Genomic DNA, 22,537 nt, shown 5'->3' with positions numbered 1-22,537 from the left:
ATCACGATCAGCAGAGCAAACGACATGATCACCGAAGAAGAACGCCGGGCCGCGGCAGACGCGCTGCTCAAAGCTGAAATCGATCGCAAGCCCATCATACAGCCCAGCGAGACCTACCCAAACCTCGAACTCGAGGACGCCTACCGGATTCAGGCTTTATGGGCGGAGGCGAGGGTGGCAAAGGGCGCAAGGATCGTCGGGCATAAGATCGGCCTGACATCACGCGCAATGCAGATGGCTTCGAAGATGACGGAGCCGGACTACGGCTGCATTCTTGACGATGCGCTTTACAACGACGGAGCGCAGATCAGGGCTGACTTGTTTATCAAGCCGCGCCTCGAGGTCGAGCTGGCCTTTGTCATGGGTGAGGATCTCGTCGGCCCCGGCACCAGGATCTATGACGTCATGCGTGCGACCGAGTTCGTTGTCCCGGCGCTCGAGATTATCGACTACCGGACCGAAGTCCCTCGAGCGATCACCGATACCATTGCGGACAACGCGGCATTCGGGGCCCTTGTCGTTGGCGGCCGTATAGTTCGCCCGATGGACATTGATATCCGTTGGGTCGGAGCGACTCTTTCCAAGAACGGCATCATCGAGGAGTCGGGCGTGTCGGCGGCGATCATGGGACATCCGGCAGCCGGCATCGCGTGGCTCGTCAACAAACTTCATGCCGTGGGCGGTGGCCTGAAGAAAGGACAGATAGTCCTGGCCGGCTCCTTCACGCGTCCGGTCGATATCGCGAAAGGTGATGTCATTCAGGCCGACTACGGCCCTGTTGGCTCCATCGGCGTGTCGTTCGTGTGAGGTGCTGGATGGAACATCCTGTCAATCGGTTCAAGCAGAAGCTTCTTGCCGGTCAAAGCCAGATCGGCCTGTGGTGTGGCTTGCCTGGAAGCTACGCCGCGGAAATCGTCGCGCTTTCGGGTTTCGACTGGCTCCTGTTCGACACGGAACATTCTCCGGGTGACGTTCTGACCGTCCTGCCGCAATTGCAAGCGGTCGCATCATACGACGTTTCCCCAGTCGTCCGCCCGGCCATCAACGACCCCGTTCTCATCAAACGTTTCCTGGATATTGGTGTCCAGACCCTGCTCGTTCCCTACGTTCAGAACGCGGAAGAGGCGAAAGCCGCAGTCGCGGCGGTGCGATATCCTCCGGATGGAATTCGCGGCGTTTCTGCCCTGACGCGCGCCACTCGTTTCGGCCGAGTTGCGAATTATGCGCAAAATGCGGAACGGGAAATCTGCCTGTTGCTGCAAGTTGAGACGCGTGAAGCCCTTGGCAACCTCGAGCCGATTGCGTCGGTAGAGGGAGTGGATGGGGTATTCGTAGGACCGGCAGACCTCGCGGCGAGTTTCGGACACAGGGGCCAACCGAGCCACCCGGAGGTGGTCGATGCAATTGTCGACGCGATTGAACGCCTGAAAGCGTTGGGCAAGCCTGCGGGTATTCTTACCCCGGATGAGAAGTTCGCGGCACGGTGCATCGCAATGGGAACACTATTTACTGCCGTTGGCGTCGATGTCGCCGTTCTGGCAAGGGGATCGGAGGCACTGGCGGCACGATTTGCATCGCAAAGAGCGTGACCACGATGCCGGAACGTGATGAGATCCTCGCTGAAATCGCACCGACGGGAGTCATCAGAGCGGCGGTCAACATGTCGAATGCCGCACTTGTCCAACTCGATCCGGTGACGGGCTCTCTCACAGGGCGGAGCGCGCAGATCGCGATCGCACTTGCGGCAGAACTCGACTGCAGTTTGTCGCTGATTGGATACGGATCGGCCGCTGACATTCTCGCGGCTGCCGAAGGCAACGAGTGGGACGTTGCATTCATTGCTTCCGATCCGTCACGTGCCGGCAGGTTCTCCTTCTCGCCCCCCTATACCACGGTGACCGGCAGCTTTCTGGTGTCAGACAGCAGCCCGCTGGGCAGCGTCGAGCATGTCGACGTCGAAGGGGTACGCATCGCCGCCGCCAGAACCGCTGCGTATACAAAGCAGCTTGAGCGACAGGTTAGAAATGCAATCCTCCTCCGTACCGAAAATCCCGCCTCCGCCCTGGACATGCTTGTATCCTCTCAATGCGATGCGGCTGCGGGCTTGACCGAGTCCCTGTCACGTTTCTGCGAAGAGAATCCAGGTTTCCGCATTGTTGAGGGGACATTCTCGAAAGTGCCTCAGGCGATCGCTGTGCATCGGAGGTGTGTTCACGCTTCAACGTTCCTGTCGGACTTCATCCAGCAGCATCGCAGTGCTGGGAAGCCGGGCAACTGAAGCAGTCGGCGAGACATGCGATGGAGCCAAGTCGAGGGGGCACGACACGTAAATCCTCGAATAGTCAATTGGAATCCTCGCCGCGCCCCGCGGCGACCGCGAGAATGGGCCAGATCGGCGCCTACGCCCAGGCTGTTCGTATGCCTAAAGCGGGTCGCGATTTTTAGGATTCAGGATTGAACGAAGCCGCTGACGCGGCATTTGGGGCATCTGATTTGCATGGTGTGCCCCTGTTTTGAAGGATTGGGCTGTTTGGCCCAACCTTTGAACAGGAGAGTATCATGAGTGAGATGAGCCCGCTGCGGCGACGGATGATCGAGGACATGACGATCCGCAATTTGTCGCCGGCGACGCAGCGATCGTATTTGCATGCAGTGACGAAGTTTTCGCGCTATTTCGGTCGGTCGCCGGACCGGTTGGGGCTGGAGGATGTGCGTGCCTTTCAGGTGCATCTGGTGTCGTCGGGGCTATCATGGCCGGCCTTGAACCAGACGGTTTGCGCCCTTCGCTTCTTCTTCGGCGTCACGCTTGGACATGCGGAGATACCGGAGCGCATTGCCTATGCCCGAACGCCCGCCAAGTTGCCGACGATATTGAACGGCGATGAGATCGTGCGGTTTTTGGAAGCGGTCCCGAGCCTGAAGACACGAACGGCGCTGACGACGGCTTATGCGGCTGGTTTGCGCGCCACCGAGACGGTCAGTCTCAAGGTCAGCAACATCGACGGCGAGCGCGGCGTCATCCGCATCGAGCATGGCAAAGGCGGCAAGGACCGCAACGTGATGCTGTCGGCGCAGTTGCTTCATATCCTTCGGGTCTATTGGAAGCTGGTGCGACCGCAGGTCTGGTTGTTTCCGGGACGTGACGAGAGCAAACCCATCGATGTCCAGGTTCTGCATTCTGCCTGCCGTTCGGCACGTGCCGCAGCCGGCATCGACAAGCGGATATCGGTGCACACGTTGCGCCACAGCTTTGCCACCCATCTCTTGGAGAGCGGCACCGACATTCGTATCATCCAGGTCCTGCTCGGCCACAACAATCTGTCGACCACGGCGCGTTACACGAAAGTGTCCAACACACTCATCCGCGCCACGACCAGTCCGCTCGACCGGCTGACGCTGGAGGTGGTGCCGACAGGCTGAGGACATTCCGCCATGGCGGCGGGATTGGAGGTGGCGGACATTTTTCGCCGCCACGGGGAAGGATATCGTCAATCGCATGACACGCATCTCGGGCGGGTTGAGCGCCGGGTGATGAGCGCGGTCGAGATGTGTCGGACCGCGCGGCTGGGCGGCCATGTCCAGCAATGCCGGGATTGTGAGGCGCTCCGCATCGCCTACAATTCCTGCCGTAACCGGCATTGCCCAAAGTGTCAGGGACAGGCCAGCCGCGATTGGCTTGCCGCCCGGCAGGCCGACCTGCTGCCGGTCAGCTATTTCCACGTCGTCTTCACCGTGCCGCAAGCGATCGCCGCGATTGCCTTCCAGAACAAGCAGGTGGTCTATGCTGTCCTGTTTCGCGCCGTCGCCGAGACACTCCGCAGACTTGCCGCTGACCCCAGACATCTGGGTGCTGAACTCGGCTTTATCGCCGTGCTGCATTCCTGGGGGCAGAACCTCCATTATCACCCACACATCCACTGCATCGTGCCGGGCGGCGGATTGTCGTTCGATCAAACCCGCTGGGTGGCTTGTCGGAGGAACTTCTTCCTGCCCGTGCGGGTGCTGTCGCGCCTGTTCCGGCGACTGTTTCTCGAATACCTGAAGCAGGCTCATGACGAAGGCCAGCTTCAGTTCTTCGGCAGCATCGCGAGCCTGGCCGATCCAGCTGCATTCACGCGCATGATCAGAGAAGCGCGGCGCGTCAATTGGATCGTCTATGCCAAGCCGCCCTTTGCCGGACCCCAACAGGTGCTGGCCTATCTCGGCCGCTACACCCATCGCATCGCCATCTCCAATTCCCGCCTCGTCAGCATGGATGGTGGTCAGGTCACATTCCGCTGGAAGGATTATCGCAGGGGTGGCAGGCAGAAGCGGATGACGCTCGATGCCCACGAGTTCATTCGTCGCTTCCTGCTGCATACGGTTCCGGACGGCTTCCATCGCATCCGTCACTTTGGCTTGCTTGCCAACGGACAGCGGCAGCAGAAGCTGGAGGCATGCCGCAATCTCCTCAATGTCCCGCAGCCGGAAGAGCCGGTCGAAGACCTGGATACGGTCGAGGCCCCGCCATTTGCACACCGCTGTCCCTGTTGCGGCGGAAGGATGAACATCCTCGGCACCTGGAAGCCGCGTCAACCAGCCTGTCGACCAGCATGGAACGATAGCTCATGACCCTATCAGACCTGGCATCACTCCAACAATCAACGTCGGCAGATCGAAGGGCCGCGAGCGAATGGCTTTGGCCAAGCATGCCGGCGCAACACAAAACGCAGCATCGCCGAAGCCTCGTTCGGCACAGATCAACCAAAAACACCGCCAGACACATCTCAATTGGCGACAAGAACCTTCTTCTCAGCCGCTCTTCCAGCCCCGCCTGGGCTCGCCCCAGCCAAACGCCATCCACCGCTTCGGTTAAATCCCCATAGTGCCAAACAACCCGCGCCTTCGCTCAATCCGGCTTCAATGAGGTCCGATCAGCGAATGCTGCATCCAAAGCGGCCGGACCTCACAGAACCCTCCAGATTCCCGAATCGGGGTTGGCTGTGATTCCCTCGCTTTGACGGGAGGGACACCATGGGCAAATCACATCCGCTTGCTTTGCGTAGTCGTGTCATTGCGTTTGTCGAGGACGGTCACAGCCATCGGGCCGCGGCCCGGCACTTCCGGGTGTCGCCGCGTTTCGTGAACAATCTGGTGAAGCTCAAACGCGCGACCGGATCGCTGGCGCCACGGCGGCAAGGCCATCTGGGTGGCGGCAAGCTGAACGCGCATGGCGAGTGGGTCCGCGAGCGCCTGGCGCAGAATGGCGACCTGACGCTGGACGAACTGTGCCTGGAACTCGCCGGGCGCGGCGTCATCGTGCACCGCTCCAATGTTGGCCGTCTTCTCCACCGCCTCGACCTCAGCCATAAAAAAAAGCCTGCAGGCAAGTGAGCAGCAGCGCCCAGAGATCGCGCGGGCGCGTGAGCTCTGGACCCGGCGACGCCGGCGCTTCTTCAACAAGGCATTGGCGCGACTGGTCTTTATCGACGAGACCTCGACCAATACCAAGCTGACCAAGCGCTCAGGCTGGGCACCAAAAGGGCAACGCTATCGCGCCCACGCCCCCTTCGGTTCGTGGAAGACGCAGACCTTCATCGCCGGCCTGCGATCACATGGCGTGGTCGCGCCCTTTATCGTCAACGCGCCGATGAACCGGCGCATCTTCGAGACCTGGATCGAAACGCAACTCGCCCCGACGCTGTCGCCCGGAGACGTCGTCATTCTCGACAATGTCGGCTTCCACAAGAGCGAGCGGGCCGAACAAATGGTCAAGGCGAAAGGCGCATGGCTGCTCTTCCTGCCACCCTATTCGCCCGACCTCAACCCGATCGAAATGGCCTTCTCCAAGCTCAAGGCGCTGCTGCGCAAGCGGGCCGCCCGCAGTTTCGACGCCATCGCCGATGCACTCGGCGATATCTGCAATCTCTTCTCCGTCACAGAATGCCGGAACTACTTCAATGCGGCCGGATATGAGGCCGATTGAACGCGACACGCTTTAGGCCGCCTTCACCATTTCGCGCAGGGCTTCTTCAGCTCTCACGCCGGCCTGAAAAAGCTCTATAAGAGTTCGTGCAAGCATGCCCGCTTCATCGCTGCTGCCTGAGACGTGTCTAGCTTCCAATTCTCGATCCAGTATTCGTTGGAGCATATCGAGGTCAGCGGACGAGAGCGGCAGGGAATAGAAGTCTATGCTGGGGCACATAACGCTACCTCCCTTTGGTCGGCGAAAATGACGCGCTGCGTGACGGTAATCCGGCTTCGTTCTTGCGTTGTTTGGCGGGGGAACCCCACGCTATGTCCTCTAGCAGCCCGGCGCGGCGTGCCGCCTTCACGAATGCGCGCCTTGCTTCGTGCGGCTGTCTCCAGCCGTCCAGGACGTCGCGGCAGGCCCGATAGGCTGCGACGGGGCCCTCTCGCGCCTTCGGGCCACTGGTCGCGAAGACACTCCAAATGCTTCCCATGAATTGGCGACAACCCGCTCGCCAGCAGAGTTCAGATGCAGTCTCACTGGAACGGGAAACTGAATATCGCTCATCACCTACTCGATCCCAGGGATCACACCGATTTACTGTTTCCGGCTTGCGCACGCGCATCGGCTCCGCCACCTGCGACGATCGCCTCGGTGTCTGGCGCGAGACGATTGGCCCGTCGCGCGAAGGCGACAAACGTTCCGCGAGCGGTCTCGACTTCAATTTCGCCTTCAAGTGCTGCTCTGCAGGCCTTGAGCGCGACGGCGTGGGTTGCATTTCGCTTCGATGGCGGCCACTCATTCAGCCAGGCATAGGCGTCTCTCACGCCGTGGATCTCAGCCGGAAATCCGAGCCCCACAAGGATTGTGACTGGATGTCGGAAGCAATCGTGTTTCATCGTTCTCCTCCATTCACGCGACATTTAACGTCATGCGTCGGGCAACCACCTACCGGATCACCAGCAAGTGTTTCGACCCGCCGCGAAACAGATCGAGCGCTATCGTGCCGCCGGCGTTCTTCAAGGCCGCCGCGAGCTCCGCCACTGTCGCGACGGGCCGGCGATTGGCCGCAACGATGACGTCGCCCATGCGCAGACCGGCTCGGGCCGCAGCACTTCCATCTTCAACACTGGAAACGATCACATTACCGGCCGCGTCCTGGAACTCAGCGCCGTCAAGGCGGGAGGGCATGGAGCCTGGATTGGCAATTGTCTCGTCCGGCTCGACGCGCATTGTTACCGTTTTAGGAACCCGATCGCGCCGATATTCGATTTCGACTTCCGATCCGACCGGAGCCAGGCCGATGCGATTGCGGAGATCTGCCGAGCCCGTGATTTTACGATCGTTGACGGCGATGATGACATCGCCAGCTCGAAGGCCCGCATGTGCCGCCGGCGAATTCCGCTCAACGCCGCCGACGACGGCGCCGTAGCTTTGCTCGATGCCGAGCGCCTCGGCCAGGTCGGGCGTCAGGTCCTGGGCGGAGATGCCGATCCGGCCGCGCCGCACTTCGCCATGCTCGATCAGTTGCTCCATCACGGCCGACGCCATCGCGATCGGAACCGCAAAGCCGATGCCGACATTGCCACCAGCCGGCGCGATGATTGCGGTGTTGATGCCGACCAAACGCCCGTCCGCCGTCACCAGCGCGCCTCCCGAGTTGCCGGGATTGATCGAGGCATCCGTCTGGATGAAGTCCTCATAGCCCTCGACATTGATGCCGCCACGGCCAAGGGCGCTGACGATGCCGGAGGTGACGGTCTGACCAAGCCCGAACGGATTGCCGATCGCAACAACCGAGTCGCCGACACGCAGCGCGCCGGAATCGCCGAACGAAAGCGCCGTCAGCTTGTCAGCGTCGATCTTCAGCAACGCCATATCGGTTGCCTCGTCGCTGCCGACCAGCTCGGCGGTGAAGCGGCGGCGGTCCTTTAGAGTCACGGCGATCTCGCCGGCGGCCGCGACGACGTGGTGATTGGTGAGGATATAACCTTTGTCGGCGTCGACGATGACGCCGGAACCGGCGCTCAGCCGCTGTTGCTGCTGCTCCGGCAGGTTGAAATAGCGGCGGAAGAAAGGATCGTTGTAGAGAGGATTGGTTTCGGCGGGAGCGCGTGACCTCACCGCAATGTTGACGACTGCCGGCGTGACGCCCTCCAGGACATCAGCGAGCGACGGTTGAGTGCTTGCCGAAATCGCCGACGGCGGCTGCGCCGCCGGTGGCGGCCCAGGAACCAGGATGAGGACGAGTGCGGCGAATACGCCAACATATTTCGACGAACGCGCGGTCATTTTTGGCCCCGAATTCTTCAGATCCTCCTTGCGTGCAGGCGGGCGGGCCATCGGGCCAGCCTCATCGGAGCCCCGTTTGGCTCCGGCCACCTGCGCAAACGCTGCCCCAATCCGGCGCAACGCATGGTTCACAATCTATCGATCGGTCGGCGCCGCGTCGGGGCGCCGACCGATCGTTTCCGTCAGAAGTCCATGCCGCCTCCCGGCATCGGCGGGAGCGGTGCGTCCTTCTTCGGCTTCTCGGCGACCATTGCCTCGGTGGTAATCAGCAGGCCGGCGACCGAGGCGGCGTCCTGCAACGCGGTACGAACAACCTTGACCGGATCTATTACCCCTTGATCGTAAAGATCGCCGAACTCGTTGGTCTGGGCGTTCCAACCAAAACCAAATTCGGTCTTCTCGCGCAGCTTGCCGACGATGATCGAACCCTCGGCACCCGCATTCTCGGCGATCTGGCGCACCGGCGCCTCGAGTGCACGGCGGACGATCTCGATGCCATGTTTCTGGTCGGCATTTTCGGTCCGGATGCTGTCCAGTGCCTTCACGGCTCTCAGCAACGCGACACCACCGCCGGGCAGCACGCCCTCCTCCACCGCCGCCCGCGTCGCATGCATGGCGTCGTCAACGCGGTCCTTGCGTTCCTTCACCTCGACCTCGGTCGAGCCGCCAACGCGGATGACGGCAACGCCGCCGGCAAGCTTGGCCAGCCGCTCCTGCAGCTTCTCGCGATCGTAGTCCGACGTGGTTTCCTCAATCTGCGCCCTGATCTGAGCGACGCGGCCCTGGATCTCGCTCTTCGAGCCTGCGCCATCGACGATCGTCGTGTTTTCCTTCTCGACGACGACCTTCTTGGCGCGGCCAAGCATATTGAGGGTGACGTTCTCGAGCTTGATGCCGAGATCTTCGGAGATCGCCGTTCCGCCGGTGAGGATCGCGATATCCTCCAGCATGGCCTTGCGGCGGTCGCCGAAGCCTGGCGCTTTGACAGCAGCGATCTTCAGGCCGCCGCGCAGCTTGTTGACGACAGGGGTGGCAAGCGCCTCGCCCTCGACATCCTCGGCGATAATCAGCAGCGGTTTGCCGGATTGAACGACCGATTCGAGAACCGGAAGCAGCGCCTGCAGGTTCGACAACTTCTTCTCATGGATGAGCAGGTAAGGTTCCTCGAGCTCAACCCGCATCTTGTCCGGGTTGGTGACGAAATACGGCGAGAGATAACCGCGGTCGAATTGCATGCCTTCGACGACTTCCAGTTCCGTCACGGCGGTCTTGGCTTCCTCGACCGTAATGACGCCTTCATTGCCGACTTTCTCGACAGCCTCGGCGAGGAAGCGGCCAATCTCGATGTCCCCGTTGGCCGAGATCGTGCCGACCTGGGCGATCTCGTCGTTCTTGGTGACTCTCCGCGCGTTTGTCTTCAATTCCTCAACGATAGCGTCGACCGCCTTGTCGATGCCGCGCTTGAGGTCCATCGGGTTCATGCCGGAGGCGACCGCTTTTGCACCTTCCTTGACGATCGCCTGGGCGAGCACTGTCGCGGTGGTGGTGCCGTCACCAGCGATGTCGCTGGTTTTCGAGGCAACTTCGCGCACCATCTGCGCTCCCATGTTCTCGAACTTGTCCTCGAGTTCGACCTCCTTGGCGACAGTGACACCGTCCTTGGTGATCCGCGGAGCGCCGAACGATTTGTCGAGCACCACGTTGCGTCCCTTCGGGCCCAGCGTGACCTTGACGGCATTGGCGAGGATATCGACGCCGCGCAGCATCTTCTCGCGGGCGTCGGTATGGAATCTCACTTCCTTGGCAGCCATTTTTCTACTCCTTCCTGAGGCAGCATTCCTTCTCTGACATGGGTCCGGATCAGCCTAGGCTGCGTTTCTCGCTGCGGCGTCGACCTCGATCACGCCCATCACGTCGGATTCCTTCATGATCAGCAGATCCTCGCCATCGAGCTTGATCTCGGTGCCCGACCATTTGCCGAAGAGAATGCGATCAGCCACTTTCACGTCGGGCGGTCGCAGCTGCCCGCTGTCGTCGCGCGCACCAGGGCCGGTGGCAACGACCTCGCCTTCCTGTGGTTTTTCCTTCGCCGTGTCTGGGATAATGATGCCGCCGGCCGTTTTTTCCTCGGCCTCGATGCGGCGAACCAGGATACGATCATGCAAGGGACGGAACGTCATATCGCTCTCCTCATGGACAATCAGATTTTTCAAGAGGTCCTCCGCGCCGCATTCGGAGCGAACCGACGCGGGGCGCGCCGAGCCTTTCGGCCTCGCCCGCAAATCGATCTGGTTTTTGTTTTTTCGAGTTTCAAGAGGGGGCGCAAATTTTTTAGCACTCGCCACTTGAGAGTGCTACCGGCATGAATTCATGGAGCTATTTCTCGCCCATGCCCATTCGCGGCCTCTTGACGGAAGACAACCCAATCCCCATCTCATTTTCGCCGACCGCCAAAATGGCGTCAGCCTGGTCAGGGAGCGCCGAGCTTCTTGGCGCTCCCTCATATCTATGTTGCTCTACGGACGATGTAGCTATGAGAACAAACCTCGACTTTGCCCCCTTCTACAGATCAAGCATCGGCTTCGACCGCATCTTCGACCTGCTCGAGAACGCCAGCCTCAACGCTGACAACTGGCCGCCCCACAACATCGTCAAACCCCACTTTCTCTTTTCTCGATGATACATGGCATGCGGCTCCTGCAAGTGGCCGGCCCCAGCCATTCTAAGCAAGCGAGTGTTGGCCGCCAGCGCCGGTCGTCGCCCCGAACGGCCCATCCGCGACCGTCGACATGCCCGCATCACGGCAGGCGTCAATGAACGCCTCGCGCGCGATGGCGACTGGCGTCATTCGGTTTATCGCGTCTTGGGTGTTGAGAGATGACGATCTTGGCACCGCGCGCGTTGAGATCGGCGATGATGGCATCGCTGTCGAATGCCTTGTCGGCGATGAGGCCACCGAAATCGATGCCTTCGATCAGCGGCTCGACTCCGACCGTGTCGAAGCGATGGCCGAGCAGGAGTTCGAAGCGCACAAGATTACCAAGCGCGTCGGTCAACGCGAGGATCTTGGTGGTCATGCCACCTTTGGAGCGGCCAATGGCCTGGCTCTGAGTCCTCCTTTTGCGCCTTGTCCGTGGCGATGGACCTTGACGATGGTGGCGTCGACCATGGCGTATTCCATGTCGGGCTCGTCCGAGCAGGCCTGGAAGAACTTCACGAAGACATCGGCCTTGCGCCAGTCGCTGAAGCGGCGAAACGCCGTGCTCCAGTTCCCGAAATGCGCGGGCAGATCGCGCCACGGCGAGCCGGTTCGCACAATCCACAACACCGCCTCCACGAAGCGACGATTGTCGCTACCGCTACGTCCGGGGTCGGTTGGCTTACCCAGACAATGCGGCTAGCTTCACCGTCCACCACATCCTCGCGCACACGCTAGTTCCTGCATTCCCGTCCGCCCCGCGGCCCCGACGAATGGTGTCTTGCTGGCTCCCAAACATCGGGAACAATGCGCGCTCCACTGGGTTCCCGAATATGGAAAAATTTTGCCGCTTTACACAATCCCATTTTGGCCAGGAGAGATCGTCATGCTCGACTACGCCCATGCCCGGCACCAGATGGCTGAACGGCAGCTCGTTCGGCGCGGCATAACTGACGCACGCGTGCTTGCGGCGATGAGGGCCGTGCCGCGGGAGGCTTTTGTGGAAGACGGCTTCCAGGAATTCGCCTACGAGGATTCCGCTTTGCCGATCGCCGCAGGTCAAACGATCTCGCAGCCCTACATCGTCGCCCGCATGGCCGAGGCTGCCGAAATCGAGCCCGACGACAGCGTCCTCGAGGTCGGGGCCGGATCGGGTTATGCCGCGGCCGTACTCAGCCATCTCGCCGAGCGTGTCTTTGCCATCGAGCGACACCGCACGCTTGCCGAGACGGCGTCGGCACGGCTTTTGAAGCTCCGGCGGAGCAACGTAGACGTCCGTGCAAGTGATGGGACCAAGGGATGGCCGGAGCGAGCCCCATTCGATGCCATACTTGTCGCCGCTGGCGGGCCCGTAGTCCCGCGAGCATTAAAGGAGCAGCTGGAGATTGGCGGCCGGCTGATCATTCCAGTGGGTCGCCAAGAGCAGGCACAACGGCTACTCCGCATCACCCGGACCGCCGCCAATCGCTACGAGGAGGAGGATCTCGGCGGCGTTCTTTTTGTACCTTTGATCGGCGAAGGAGGATGGAGCGAATCTAGCGAGCCAGACGCACACGCACGAAGGCGTGTGCCGGATTTGGTTGCAGAGGCCGCAGATGATCTGCCACTGGTCACAGACCCAGGCTTTGCCGACCCGTTCGAGCGGTTTGCCCGTCATCGTATCGTTCTGCTGGGTGAAGCAACCCATGGGACATCGGAGTTTTACCAGGCGCGCGCCGTCATTACCCAACGCCTCATAGAGCGGCACGGTTTTGCCATCGTCGCTGTCGAGGCGGACTGGCCCGATGCCGCCGCGGTCAACGCCGTCGTGCGCACGCGGGAAGCAGCGAGTGGGGAGCCACCATTTCAGCGCTTTCCCGCGTGGATGTGGCGAAATGCCGAATTCGCGGCGTTCGTCTCCTGGCTGAAGACTCACAACGGAACACAGTCGACGCAGCGGCAGGCCGGCTTTTACGGGCTCGATCTCTACAACATGCGGGGCTCGATCGCGGCCGTCCTCTCCTATCTCGACGAGTCCGACCGCGAGGCCGCGACCGTGGCACGCGAACGCTATGGTTGTCTCACTCCATGGCAGAACGAGCCTGGCACCTACGGCCGCGCTGTATTGACCTCTGGCTACCGCAGATGCGAGGACGCGGTCATCCGCCAATGCCAGGAGCTACTAGCGCGTGCTCTCGATACGGCAGGAGACGATGCGGTGTTCGATGCGGCGCAAAATGCCCGCCTCATAGCAACGGCGGAAAAGTACTACCGCATCATGTATTATGGCGGTGCGGACGCCTGGAACTTGCGCGACCGGCACATGTTCGAGACGCTTGACCACCTCCTCGAACGAGCCGACCCGACGTCCAAAGCAATCGTCTGGGCGCACAATTCTCACATAGGGGATGCCCGCCACACCGACATGGGCAAGCTGCGAGGGGAACTCAATCTCGGCCAGCTCTGCCGGGAGAAGTACGGAGACGAGGTCGCTCTTGTCGGCTTTGGCACCCACAGGGGAACGGTTGCCGCAGCGAGCGAATGGGACGGCCAAATGGAGATCAAGGCCGTACGCCCTTCACTTGAGGAGACCGTTGAGCGATGTTGCCACCTCTCCGGGAAGGAACGATTTTTACTCGATTTCGTCCGCAAACCCGATGTGGCACAGAGCCTTTCGAGCGAGCGGCTGGAACGCTTCATCGGCGTCATCTACCGCCCAGAGAGTGAACTCCTTAGCCACTACGCCCGCGCCGAGCTTTCGAAGCAGTTCGATGCATACGTGTGGTTCGACGAAACGCGGGCCGTGTCGCCGCTGCCCGTCACAGCAGGGTCCGGGCACGTGCCGGACACTTTTCCTTTCGGGCTTTGATCTTTCGAGCCGATGGTACAGACCTGTCCGCTACGCACTGTCGCTGCAAGCGCCCAAAGACTAGCCCTTGTTACGGCTCTCCTGGTTGCGCCCCCGCACCATGTCCCGATCGCCCGCATCCGAAAGACCCATGGACGGCGTCGTGAGCTTGCCACCTTCAGCTTTTGCTTTTCTGGGATTCTTTTGACGGCTTCAAGCCTGCTCGACGTTCTCGTCGCCTTCCGAGGCCTCGGAAGGCGCAGATGGCAATCGGGAGTACAAGCGCTATTTGACCGCCCATCTGTCGTCCTTCCTCTCCAACAAAGACTTGCCGGGGCAGATCGATCGGCGGAGACGTCTCCGTCACTGCACCGCGCCTCTCAGCGGCCCGGCAGGAGCAATCGTGGCTCCGCGCTTCAGGTGTCCCCGAACCGTCGGCCGATGCTACGCAAGAATAAGAGTGGCAAAATGGGCAAAAGAGTTCCTGCGAAAACGCGGTCGGGCACGTCGGAGAGCGGAATTGAATGCGGCTCCCCGCAATTTAAGGCGGCCGGTTTGCCTTTCCAGAGGGAACAAGCACGAACGGCAAGCCTCAGCGTTCGACGTCTTCAGCCTGCCCGACAGCGTGACGCCACGGCCGCCGCCGCCCGCGAACTGCCTTGGCGGTGATTGCCCTTCGCCCTTTGCGGCCTGAGCGCCTTTGGAAAGAAGGCGCTAATTTAAGATAGGCGAGAACACTGTGTTGGGTTAGAATCGATCGCTAATCTGCCAGTCCGGTGGCGACTCGATGAAACAGAGACTAGCCGCAATCCTGGCGGCCGATATGGCAGGCTATAGCCGGCTGATGGAGGCCGACGAAGCAGGCACGATCGCCCGTCTCAGAACGCACCGCATAGAGTTGATCGATCCCGCCATCGCAAAGAACGAGGGCCGGATCATCAAAACGACGGGCGACGGGATGCTCGTTGAATTCCAGAGCGTCACTGACGCCGTAAGATGCGCCCTGGAAATCCAGCAGCGCATGAAACGTCGCAATTCCGACGTGCCCCAGGATCGGCGGATCGAGTTCAGGATCGGGATCAATGTCGGCGATATCATTTTCGATGATGACGACATCTTTGGCGACGGCGTGAACATCGCCGCCCGCATCGAGCAACTGGCCGATGTGGGCGGCATCTGCGTCACGGCGGCGGTTGCGACGCAAATTGCCGATCGCCTCGAGGTCTCCATTGAAGACCTTGGCGACAAGATGCTAAAGAACATCAGCCGTCCCGTGCATCTTTACCGGGTTGGACTCGAAGGCTCCGTCCTGCCGGACGAGAAGGACGCAAAGCGGGCCGTCTCCAAGCCATCGATCGTCGTGCTGCCGTTCGACAACATGAGCGGCGATCCCGAGCAGGAGTTTTTCACCGACGGCTTGACCGAGGATATCATCACCGAGTTGTCCCGCCGCCACGAGCTCTTTGTCATCTCGCGCAACTCCAGCTTCTTCTACAAGAACCAGCCCGTGAACGTCCGCGAAGTGGCCGAGAAGCTTGGGGCCCAGTATCTGGTGGAAGGCAGCGTCCGTAAGATTGGCGACAGGGTGCGCGTAACAGTCCAGCTCATCGACGCTGCCAACGATACCCACGTCTGGGCCGATAAATACGACCGAAGACTCAACGACATCTTCGCCATTCAGGACGAGGTGACGGCGGCGATCTCAGCGACTCTTCCAGGGCGGCTTGAAGCGGCCCAGCGAGACCAGCTCGCCCGAACGACGCCGACGAACATGGCCGCCTACGAGTGCGCCCTCACTGCCAAGGTGCTGCACCATCGCACCACTGTCGCGGATAACAAGCAGGCGCAGGCCCTGATAGACAGGGCGATCGCGCTCGACCCCGCATACGCGCATGCCCATGCCTGGCGGGCCTGCATCCTCGGGCAGGCATGGGTGTACGGCTGGTGCGAGGACAAGGACGCGGTCTGGGCCGAAATCGTTGCCGAGCTTGAACAGGCGCTGGCGCTCGACGACAACGATGCCGACGTGCATCGCATCCTCGCGGCCGTAAGCGTAAACAACAACGAGCTGACGACGGCACGCTATCATCAGGAGCGCGCCCTATCGCTCAATCCCAATTACGACCTGGTGGTGGTTCAGCAGGGCGAGCTGCTGACGTGGCTCGGTCGTCCGGAGGAAGGGGTAGAATGGATCCGCAAGGCAATGCGGCTCAACCCCCATCACCCGGAACGATTCTGGAGCCATCTCGGAAAGGCTCACTTCGCGGCACGGCAGTACGCCGAAGCGATCGAGGCATTCATGCATCTTTCGACGATGGACCACGTCCAACAAGCTTTCGTCGCCGCCTGCTATGGCTGGCTCGGCGATGAAATCGCTGCTTCTGCGCATATCAAGAAGCTTCGAGCGCTCGCTCCTGACTTCGGCATCGAATCCTTCCTCGCTACCTTGCACTATGCTCAGGAATCCGAGACCCAGCACATCCGCGAAGGGCTTGTCAAAGCCGGAGCCGACGAAGGTCCGCCGACAGCGAGCGGCATGGCGGCGCAATAGTGCCGCTATCCTGTGCGCACGGCAGCGTGCCGTGCCCCTCGAGGCTAAGGGGCGTCTTCGCCGTTCGGGTTTGGCGCCGGCGCTCTCTTGTGTCCCGAGGCGGATTTTTGCGTTTACCAGCCTTTGGCCTCGAGACCTGAGGGTCGGGACCGCGAGATCTCTAACCTCAGGAAATCGAGCTCCGAGCGAGCTGCCGGCGCCGCCGCTAAAGCGGGATGATTTTAGATCCGTTCATATCCGGCCTCTTTGAAATAGTTCTGGCATTCTTTAGGTGAAGCGGTTTGGAGGTGGTTGCGAGCGCGTCATGGATGGCGTTGCGGCTTCTGGCCTGCGCCTCGCGTAGCCGGTGCTTGATCTTGGCGAATAGCTTTTCGATCGGATTGAGACCGGGGGAATATTGCGGCAGGAAGAACAGCCGCGCGCCGCCCTTGCGGATGGCGGTGCGGATCGCCGCGGCCTTGTGCGAGCCGAGATTGTCCATTACGACGATGTCGCCGGGCTTCAGCTCCGGCGCCAGCACCTTTTCGACATAGACAAGGAAGCTCGTCGCGTTGATCGGCCCGTCGATTACCCATGGCGCGCTGACGCGATCGACACGCAGGGCGGCAATGAACGTCATGGTGTTCCAGTGGCCGAAGGGAGCGTGGCCGAACAGCCGTTCGCCGCGCGGTGCCCAGCCTCGCAGCGGCGCCATGTTCGTCTTCGTCAGGTCTTGTCGATGAAGACGAGGCGGGCCGGATCAATGCGATGGCGATGTCTCAGCCAGCGGCTGCGTCGGGCGGCGACATCGGGCCGGTTGCGCTCGCTGGCGACCAACGTCTTTTTTATAACTCAGCCCTTCCTCATGCACGAAGATCCAGACGGAGCGGTAGTCGACCTGCAGGCCCCGCTCCGCCAATTCCGCGACCAGCCCGCGCAAGGTGAACGCCTGCGCACGGCAGCGCTCGACCAGCCAGACCCGGTGCTCACCGGCGATCGCCCGCGGCTTGTGGCCGCCCATCTGGCCGGCGGCGGCGCTGCCCGTCTCACGGAAGAGCCGTACCATCCCTAATCCACTATGCGACTTGGCGATGCAGTGCCAGATGGAGAAATCAGGAGGCCTGCTTTCGCTGCTCGGCGTCCTCTCTCCCGCCTGACGTCAAAGGAGAACGCTGTTTCGCCGGGAGCAGTTGCTGCGCCATGCGTTTGGCCTGCCGCGCGGGCTCGGCCATCCGGGTCATCTGTGCGACGGCCATCGCCCCTTCATGCAGCAGGTTGATCTCGGTCGCGATCCGCTTCGGCTCCGCAAACTGCGCCGCATGGGCGAGTTCCTCAAAATAGGCGATTACCAGGCGCTTGTGCATCACTGCAGCGCGGAATACGGGATTGACCGTGTCCTTATGCTCCCCCGCGGCGCTCACGAACATGCAGCCGCGGAACTGCTTGTCGCGGACCGAGGCCTCGAGGAAATCGAACGTCGTCAGGAGGCGCTCGACCGAATCGCTCGCATGCTGCTCCACGAAGGCACGCATGGCACTGCGGTCCTCCTCGTCGCGCCGTTCGAGCGCGGCGAGGATCAAGTCTTCCTTGGTTTCGAAGTGCCGGTATAGCGTCGTCTTGGCCACCCTCGCCTCGGCGATGATCAGGTCGATGCCCGTCGCGTGATAGCCGTGCTGATTGAACAGCCGGAGTGCGATGTCGAGCAGGTGGTCCCGGATTTCCGAACGGCGCATTATCGTCCTCTCAATCTGTAACAGATCTGTATCGTTTCTTACTGGTAGCGGGAGGCAAATACAAGGGGCTTTCTGAGGCTTTCCCTGCAGCGAGCAGCCATTTTTTGCTCACTGTGGCCCCGAACAAGAAGAGTTCCCTGGGGAACAAGGCCGGGACCCCTTCAGAGATCGCCCTTGCAAAACGATACAGATCGGTATAATTCTTCTTTTCGTTCGATACAGATCGGTATCGTTTACTCCGCATCAGCCGGGCGGATCGCCCACCGCGGACAACCCAAGGAGAAGACAATGCCTCATGTTCCTATCCGCAGCGCCGCGGCTCATTCGCGTGCGCAGGCTCGCGCCGCTTCCCTCGATCTGGCCGAGCACCACGGCCGGACCGTAAGCGCGGCTGGCCTCTATATTTCGCTGGTCGTGATCTATGGCTGGTTCGGCGGTATGAAGTTCACCGCTTATGAAGCGGAAGGGCTAACCGGCCTGGTCGGCAACAGTCCGTTGTTGAGCTGGACCTACTCGCTCTTCAGCGTAAGGGACTTCTCAAGCCTTCTAGGCTTCCTCGAACTCAGCATCGGCGCCCTGATCGCGGCACGGCTCGTCAACCCGGTTTACTCGCTCGTCGGCGGCTTGCTCTCGGCCGGGCTGTTCGCAACCACGCTCAGCTTCATGGTGACGACCCCGGGAGTCACTGTGCCGGAGCTCGGCTTTCCGGCGATTTCGGTCGCTGCCGGTCAGTTCCTGCTCAAGGACATCGGCCTGCTCGCACTCTCCCTCTGGATTGCCGTCGACTCGCTCGCGGCGCTCCGCTCAACCAGCGCTTGACCAACGGGCGGAGCCCCGCCTCCGCCCGCATCCCGAAATTGCAATGAACGAAACCACCATTCCAGATCAGCCGTGCCGGTCGGTTCAACGAAAGGAACATCCCATGTATTTGACCTTTGTTCTGTCTAAGATCCGCGCCCACCAGCGCTATCGTCGGACCCTTCGCGCGTTCACGCAATTGAACGACCACTTGCTCGAGGATGTCGGCATTACCCGCAACGAAATCGACGTAGTCGCGCGCCGGCAATACGATCAATGAACCCTGAGACTGCGTCACGGCTGATCCCAGACCGTGACGCAGAAGGAGATCACCTCATGAACACGCACCATGCCAGGGTCCTGATCATCGGGGCCGGACCGGCCGGTTATACCGCCGCCATCTACGCTGCCCGCGCCAACCTGAAACCGCTCCTTGTGACCGGGCTGCAGGCGGGCGGCCAACTCACCATCACGACGGATGTCGAGAACTACCCCGGCTTTGCCGAACCGGTCCAAGGACCCTGGTTGATGGAGCAGATGCGGCAGCAGGCGGAGAATGTCGGCACCGAGGTGGTGTACGATATCATCACCTCCGTCGATCTCTCCGAGCGCCCGTTCCGTCTCAAAGGTGACTCCGGCGACACGTACATCGCCGATGCACTCATCATCGCGACTGGAGCCCAGGCCCGCTGGCTTGGCCTGCCCTCGGAGAAGACATTCAATGGATTCGGCGTCTCGGCTTGCGCGACCTGTGACGGCTTCTTCTACCGAAACAAGGAAGTAGTCGTTGTCGGCGGCGGTAACACAGCCGTGCAGGAAGCGCTCTACCTGTCGAACCTTGCCTCCAAGGTCACGGTCGTTCATCGCCGCGATCGTTTCCGCGCGGAGTCGATCCTGCAGGACCGTCTCCTGGCGAAACCGAATGTCGAAGTCGTCTGGAACCACGTCATCGACGAGGTCATCGGCGAGCACGAGCCGAGAAAATCGGTAACCGGCGTCCGGATCCGTGACGTGAAGACGGGCGACGTGAAGGAGCTGTCCGCGCACGGCCTTTTCGTCGCGATCGGACACGATCCGGCAACGGCGTTGTTTCGCGGCCTGCTCGACATGGATGAGGCCGGCTACATCAAGGTCGGCTCCTGGTCGACGAAAACAACCGTCCCCGGGGTGCTGGCCGCCGGCGATGTCATCGACCCGGTATTCCGTCAGGCCATCAGCGCCGCCGGCATGGGATGCATGGCGGCCCTGGAAGCCGAGAAATTTCTGGCCGAGCATTCACCCGATCCGGTCGCCCGGGCGGTCGAGGCGCGCGAAGCGGAGATGGTTGGAGCGTAAGGACGGCGGCGACAGGAGCCGTCCCCTGAGAAAGCGCGGACTCCGGCCGCAGTGCTCGGTGGCGTGGATCGCCCCTGCTCCTACATAGCGATACAGTTTGCGGGCATCCGAACACATTCAAGATACGAGCTTGCGTCAGTCTCGCCCAACGGTTCGGACCGAGAGCGAGCCGTGAGACCGGGGCATGAGCTGGGATCGTTCGCGCACAACGTGAAAGAGAGCCTCCCGCGACGTGGTTATTCGGTCTTTCGCCTGCCGGGCTCATGTTGATGTCCGGGATGAGGAAATGGATCTCTCCGAACCAAAGGAACGATTGAAAATGATCCTGTTCATCAAGACGCTTGCCGCCGCCACTGCCGCCACCGTGCTCGCAACCGGAGCCTTCGCCCAGAGCGCACGGGAGATCCGCGGCCCTTCGCCCTATGTCGCCGTCGAGAACCAGCCCGAGCCCAAGCTGATCGTGGACCCCCCGCTTCCCGAAGGGATTGCCCAGGGTGTCTACTGGGCCCAGTACCGCGTGGAGAACCTGCGCATCGTGCCGGTGTTCGGAGCCGGCGCCGTCGACGTGTCTCCACGCATCGGCCATCTCCACGTTATCGTCGATGACCTGCCGTGGTGGTGGGCGGATGCGAGCGACAACAACACGGTCGACATAGCCAATTTCCCGCCCGGCCCGCACAAGGTGAATATCCGATTGGTCGACGCCAATCACAACGTGATCCCCGGGCAGGAGGTGACGCATACGTTCACTGTCCCCGACACGGCGACGCCTCACAGCCACTGAGGATCGCTCTCCGATGCGCTGCCGCACAGTTGGCACTGCGCGCCCCTGAACCGGCAACGGGACGTTGATCGTCCCGTGCTAAAGTGAGGTTATCATGCACGAGAACGAAGCATTCGTTAGAACAGCCTTGGAACTGGAGGCGGACGGGCTCACAGGGCTTGGCGTCGCCGCTGCGGCTGCCGCCATTCGTAATGGCGACATCTCGTCGGAGTCATATACGGCCGCGCTCCTCCAGCGCGCGCGGACGCACTCCGATCTGAATGCCTTCATCACGATAGATGAAACCGCTGCGCTGGCGGCGGCCAGAAACGCTGACAAGGCTCGCGCCGCTGGTTCCAACGCTTCCCTTCTCGGCGTTCCGTTGGCGGTCAAGGACAGCTATCTGACTAAAGGACTGCGAACGACGCTTGGGGTGCGGAACCTCGAAGGTTTTGTGCCGGAAGAGGACGCCGTGGTGGTTGGCGCGATCAAGGATGCTGGCGGCGTTGTCTTTGGCAAAAATAACCTTGTCGAGATGTCCTATGGCTTGACCGGCAACAACGAACCCTATGGTCAGGTGAAAAACCCGCATGAGCGCAATCATGTCACTGGGGGCTCCTCCAGCGGGGGTGGCGCATCCGTCGCGGCTCGCATCGTGCCCGCGGCCCTAGGGGGCGATACGGTAGGTTCGATCCGGGTGCCCGCATCGCTATGTGGCGTGGTTGGCTTCAAGCCGACGACGGGGCGGTGGCCGGGTAACGGGGTCGCCCCGATCTCTCATACCCTCGATACGACAGGCGTGCTTGCGCGCAATGTCGAAGATTGCGCCCTGATCGATCAGATCGTCACGAAGGCTGAAGCAACCGGACGCTCCGATCGGTCCGACCTGAAGGGTGTCAGGTTAGCCTATGCGCCTCGGCAATATCTCGATCTGGTCGACCCTGAGATCGAGGTGCATTTCAACGAGACGGTTCGGCGGCTACGCGAGACTGGCGCAGAGATTGTCGCGATAGACCTCGGAGAAGACTTCTCCTCGATCACCGAAAGGGCAACGTGGAACATCTTTTTCCATGAGACGATGGAAGCGATCTCAGGATTTCTTCATCACAACCGCGTTCCGACCTCATTCGACGCAATCTATGACGGCTTGAAACCTGGCCTGAGAGAAGCTTGGGGGAACGTCGTCTTGCCGAGCGGACCTGGATATTCTCGCGAAACATATGAGGCAGCGCTATCGCTGGATCGTCCGGAAATTCAACGTCGATTCAGCGAAGCTTTTACTCGCAGCGGAGCCGTTGCACTTCTCTTTCCAACGACTCCCTGCACGGCGCCATTGATCGAGCATCAGTCAAGGTTCTCGATTGCGGATCAGGAGGTCAGTGATCTGGTTCTGGCAAAAAACACCATCGCCGCGAGCGCAGCCGGTTTGCCAGGCATCAGCATTCCTACGGGCCTGTCCAGGAATGGGCTCCCGATAGGGCTCGAAATCGACGGTGCGCACGGGCGTGACAGAAGCCTCCTCGAACTCGCACGCCTTGTGGAAGCGGCCGTCGGGGCGCTCCCATCACCTGTCTGAATGATCGGCGCTGCTCGATCAGGATCTAAAAACGG

The 22,537-nt window shown here is 61.2% G+C and carries 20 protein-coding genes and 4 pseudogenes; 15 read left to right on the top strand and 9 right to left on the bottom strand.

What is annotated here, in order from left to right:
* Positions 1–24 precede the first annotated feature (24 nt).
* The 7 genes from NGR_RS02865 (at position 25) to NGR_RS02840 (ending at position 5,965) form a co-directional block, all read left to right on the top strand.
* The gene (locus tag NGR_RS02865; protein ID WP_015886714.1) at positions 25–807 is read left to right on the top strand and encodes a fumarylacetoacetate hydrolase family protein; all 783 of its coding nucleotides are present in this window, start codon (positions 25–27) and stop codon (positions 805–807) included.
* Positions 808–815: 8 nt separating this feature from the next.
* The gene (hpaI, locus tag NGR_RS02860) at positions 816–1,589 is read left to right on the top strand and encodes a 4-hydroxy-2-oxoheptanedioate aldolase (protein ID WP_015886713.1); all 774 of its coding nucleotides are present in this window, start codon (positions 816–818) and stop codon (positions 1,587–1,589) included.
* 5 nt (positions 1,590–1,594) lie between these two features.
* The gene (locus tag NGR_RS02855; protein WP_015886712.1) at positions 1,595–2,278 is read left to right on the top strand and encodes a transporter substrate-binding domain-containing protein; all 684 of its coding nucleotides are present in this window, start codon (positions 1,595–1,597) and stop codon (positions 2,276–2,278) included.
* A 281-nt stretch (positions 2,279–2,559) separates the two neighbouring features.
* Positions 2,560–3,420, top strand: a complete 861-nt coding sequence (locus tag NGR_RS02850) for a tyrosine-type recombinase/integrase (RefSeq protein ID WP_012708196.1) — start codon at positions 2,560–2,562, stop codon at positions 3,418–3,420.
* Between the two features lie 12 nt (positions 3,421–3,432).
* Positions 3,433–4,611 carry an IS91 family transposase gene (locus NGR_RS02845; protein WP_015886711.1) on the top strand — a complete coding sequence of 393 codons (1,179 nt, stop codon included), beginning with the start codon at positions 3,433–3,435 and terminating at the stop codon, positions 4,609–4,611.
* A gap of 402 nt (positions 4,612–5,013) precedes the next feature.
* Positions 5,014–5,373: a helix-turn-helix domain-containing protein gene (locus NGR_RS32825; RefSeq protein WP_015886710.1), complete on the top strand. Its 360-nt coding sequence runs from the start codon at positions 5,014–5,016 to the stop codon at positions 5,371–5,373.
* Positions 5,312–5,965 (top strand): IS630 family transposase, encoded by a 654-nt coding sequence (locus NGR_RS02840; protein WP_012708199.1) that lies wholly within the window; start codon positions 5,312–5,314, stop codon positions 5,963–5,965. Before NGR_RS32825 ends, NGR_RS02840 begins: the two co-directional genes overlap by 62 nt.
* 223 nt (positions 5,966–6,188) lie before the next feature.
* Here NGR_RS02840 and NGR_RS02835 read toward each other — a convergent pair whose 3' ends face one another.
* The 5 genes from NGR_RS02835 to NGR_RS02815 form a co-directional block, all read right to left on the bottom strand.
* Positions 6,189–6,443: a DUF982 domain-containing protein gene (locus tag NGR_RS02835; RefSeq protein WP_240545104.1), complete on the bottom strand. Its 255-nt coding sequence runs from the start codon at positions 6,441–6,443 to the stop codon at positions 6,189–6,191.
* A 94-nt stretch (positions 6,444–6,537) separates the two neighbouring features.
* Complete coding sequence (locus NGR_RS02830; protein WP_015886708.1) at positions 6,538–6,849, bottom strand: DUF982 domain-containing protein; 312 nt, start codon at positions 6,847–6,849, stop codon at positions 6,538–6,540.
* Between the two features lie 49 nt (positions 6,850–6,898).
* Positions 6,899–8,242: a DegQ family serine endoprotease gene (locus tag NGR_RS02825; RefSeq protein ID WP_164923830.1), complete on the bottom strand. Its 1,344-nt coding sequence runs from the start codon at positions 8,240–8,242 to the stop codon at positions 6,899–6,901.
* 182 nt (positions 8,243–8,424) lie between these two features.
* Entirely contained in the window at positions 8,425–10,053 is a 1,629-nt protein-coding gene (groL, locus tag NGR_RS02820; RefSeq protein WP_015886706.1) for a chaperonin GroEL, read from the bottom strand.
* A 54-nt stretch (positions 10,054–10,107) separates the two neighbouring features.
* Positions 10,108–10,422, bottom strand: coding sequence for a co-chaperone GroES (locus NGR_RS02815; protein ID WP_015886705.1), 315 nt, complete (start codon positions 10,420–10,422; stop codon positions 10,108–10,110).
* 353 nt (positions 10,423–10,775) lie between these two features.
* On the opposite strand from NGR_RS02815, the pseudogene NGR_RS02810 reads away from it, so the two are divergent.
* Positions 10,776–10,898, top strand: a pseudogene (locus NGR_RS02810) (heat-shock protein Hsp20); the annotation flags it as partial.
* 66 nt (positions 10,899–10,964) lie between these two features.
* Here the strand turns inward: NGR_RS02810 and NGR_RS33765 are convergent.
* Positions 10,965–11,102: pseudogene (locus NGR_RS33765) on the bottom strand (DUF982 domain-containing protein); the annotation flags it as partial.
* Positions 11,065–11,630, bottom strand: a pseudogene (locus NGR_RS32820) (IS5 family transposase); the annotation flags it as partial. The pseudogenes NGR_RS32820 and NGR_RS33765, both read right to left, overlap by 38 nt.
* Before the next feature lie 196 nt (positions 11,631–11,826).
* On the opposite strand from NGR_RS32820, the gene NGR_RS02795 reads away from it, so the two are divergent.
* Positions 11,827–13,788 (top strand): protein-L-isoaspartate(D-aspartate) O-methyltransferase, encoded by a 1,962-nt coding sequence (locus NGR_RS02795; protein ID WP_015886701.1) that lies wholly within the window; start codon positions 11,827–11,829, stop codon positions 13,786–13,788.
* Between the two features lie 766 nt (positions 13,789–14,554).
* Positions 14,555–16,318, top strand: a complete 1,764-nt coding sequence (locus NGR_RS02790; RefSeq protein WP_015886700.1) for an adenylate/guanylate cyclase domain-containing protein — start codon at positions 14,555–14,557, stop codon at positions 16,316–16,318.
* 221 nt (positions 16,319–16,539) lie between these two features.
* On the opposite strand, the pseudogene NGR_RS02785 reads toward NGR_RS02790, so the two are convergent.
* Positions 16,540–17,360, bottom strand: a pseudogene (locus NGR_RS02785) (IS630 family transposase); the annotation flags it as partial.
* Positions 17,361–17,409: 49 nt separating this feature from the next.
* Positions 17,410–18,030 (bottom strand): TetR/AcrR family transcriptional regulator, encoded by a 621-nt coding sequence (locus NGR_RS02780; RefSeq protein ID WP_015886699.1) that lies wholly within the window; start codon positions 18,028–18,030, stop codon positions 17,410–17,412.
* Between the two features lie 288 nt (positions 18,031–18,318).
* Here NGR_RS02780 and NGR_RS02775 point away from each other — a divergent pair, with 288 nt between their 5' ends.
* From NGR_RS02775 to NGR_RS02755, 5 genes are all read left to right on the top strand, one after another.
* On the top strand, positions 18,319–18,849 hold the full coding sequence (locus NGR_RS02775) for a YkgB family protein (RefSeq protein WP_015886698.1): 531 nt from the start codon (positions 18,319–18,321) through the stop codon (positions 18,847–18,849).
* Between the two features lie 103 nt (positions 18,850–18,952).
* Entirely contained in the window at positions 18,953–19,108 is a 156-nt protein-coding gene (locus NGR_RS02770) for a DUF1127 domain-containing protein (protein ID WP_164924046.1), read from the top strand.
* A 56-nt stretch (positions 19,109–19,164) separates the two neighbouring features.
* On the top strand, positions 19,165–20,163 hold the full coding sequence (trxB, locus tag NGR_RS02765; protein WP_015886697.1) for a thioredoxin-disulfide reductase: 999 nt from the start codon (positions 19,165–19,167) through the stop codon (positions 20,161–20,163).
* A gap of 286 nt (positions 20,164–20,449) precedes the next feature.
* Positions 20,450–20,947, top strand: a complete 498-nt coding sequence (locus tag NGR_RS02760; protein ID WP_015886696.1) for a DUF6130 family protein — start codon at positions 20,450–20,452, stop codon at positions 20,945–20,947.
* Positions 20,948–21,041: 94 nt separating this feature from the next.
* Positions 21,042–22,502, top strand: coding sequence for an amidase family protein (locus NGR_RS02755; RefSeq protein ID WP_015886695.1), 1,461 nt, complete (start codon positions 21,042–21,044; stop codon positions 22,500–22,502).
* The last annotated feature ends 35 nt before the right edge of the window (positions 22,503–22,537 follow it).

This window comes from Sinorhizobium fredii NGR234 (assembly GCF_000018545.1).
Classification (GTDB): Bacteria; Pseudomonadota; Alphaproteobacteria; order Rhizobiales; family Rhizobiaceae; genus Sinorhizobium; species Sinorhizobium fredii_A.
Note: the sequence above shows the minus strand (reverse complement) of the source record. Positions and strands in the feature narration are given on the sequence as shown.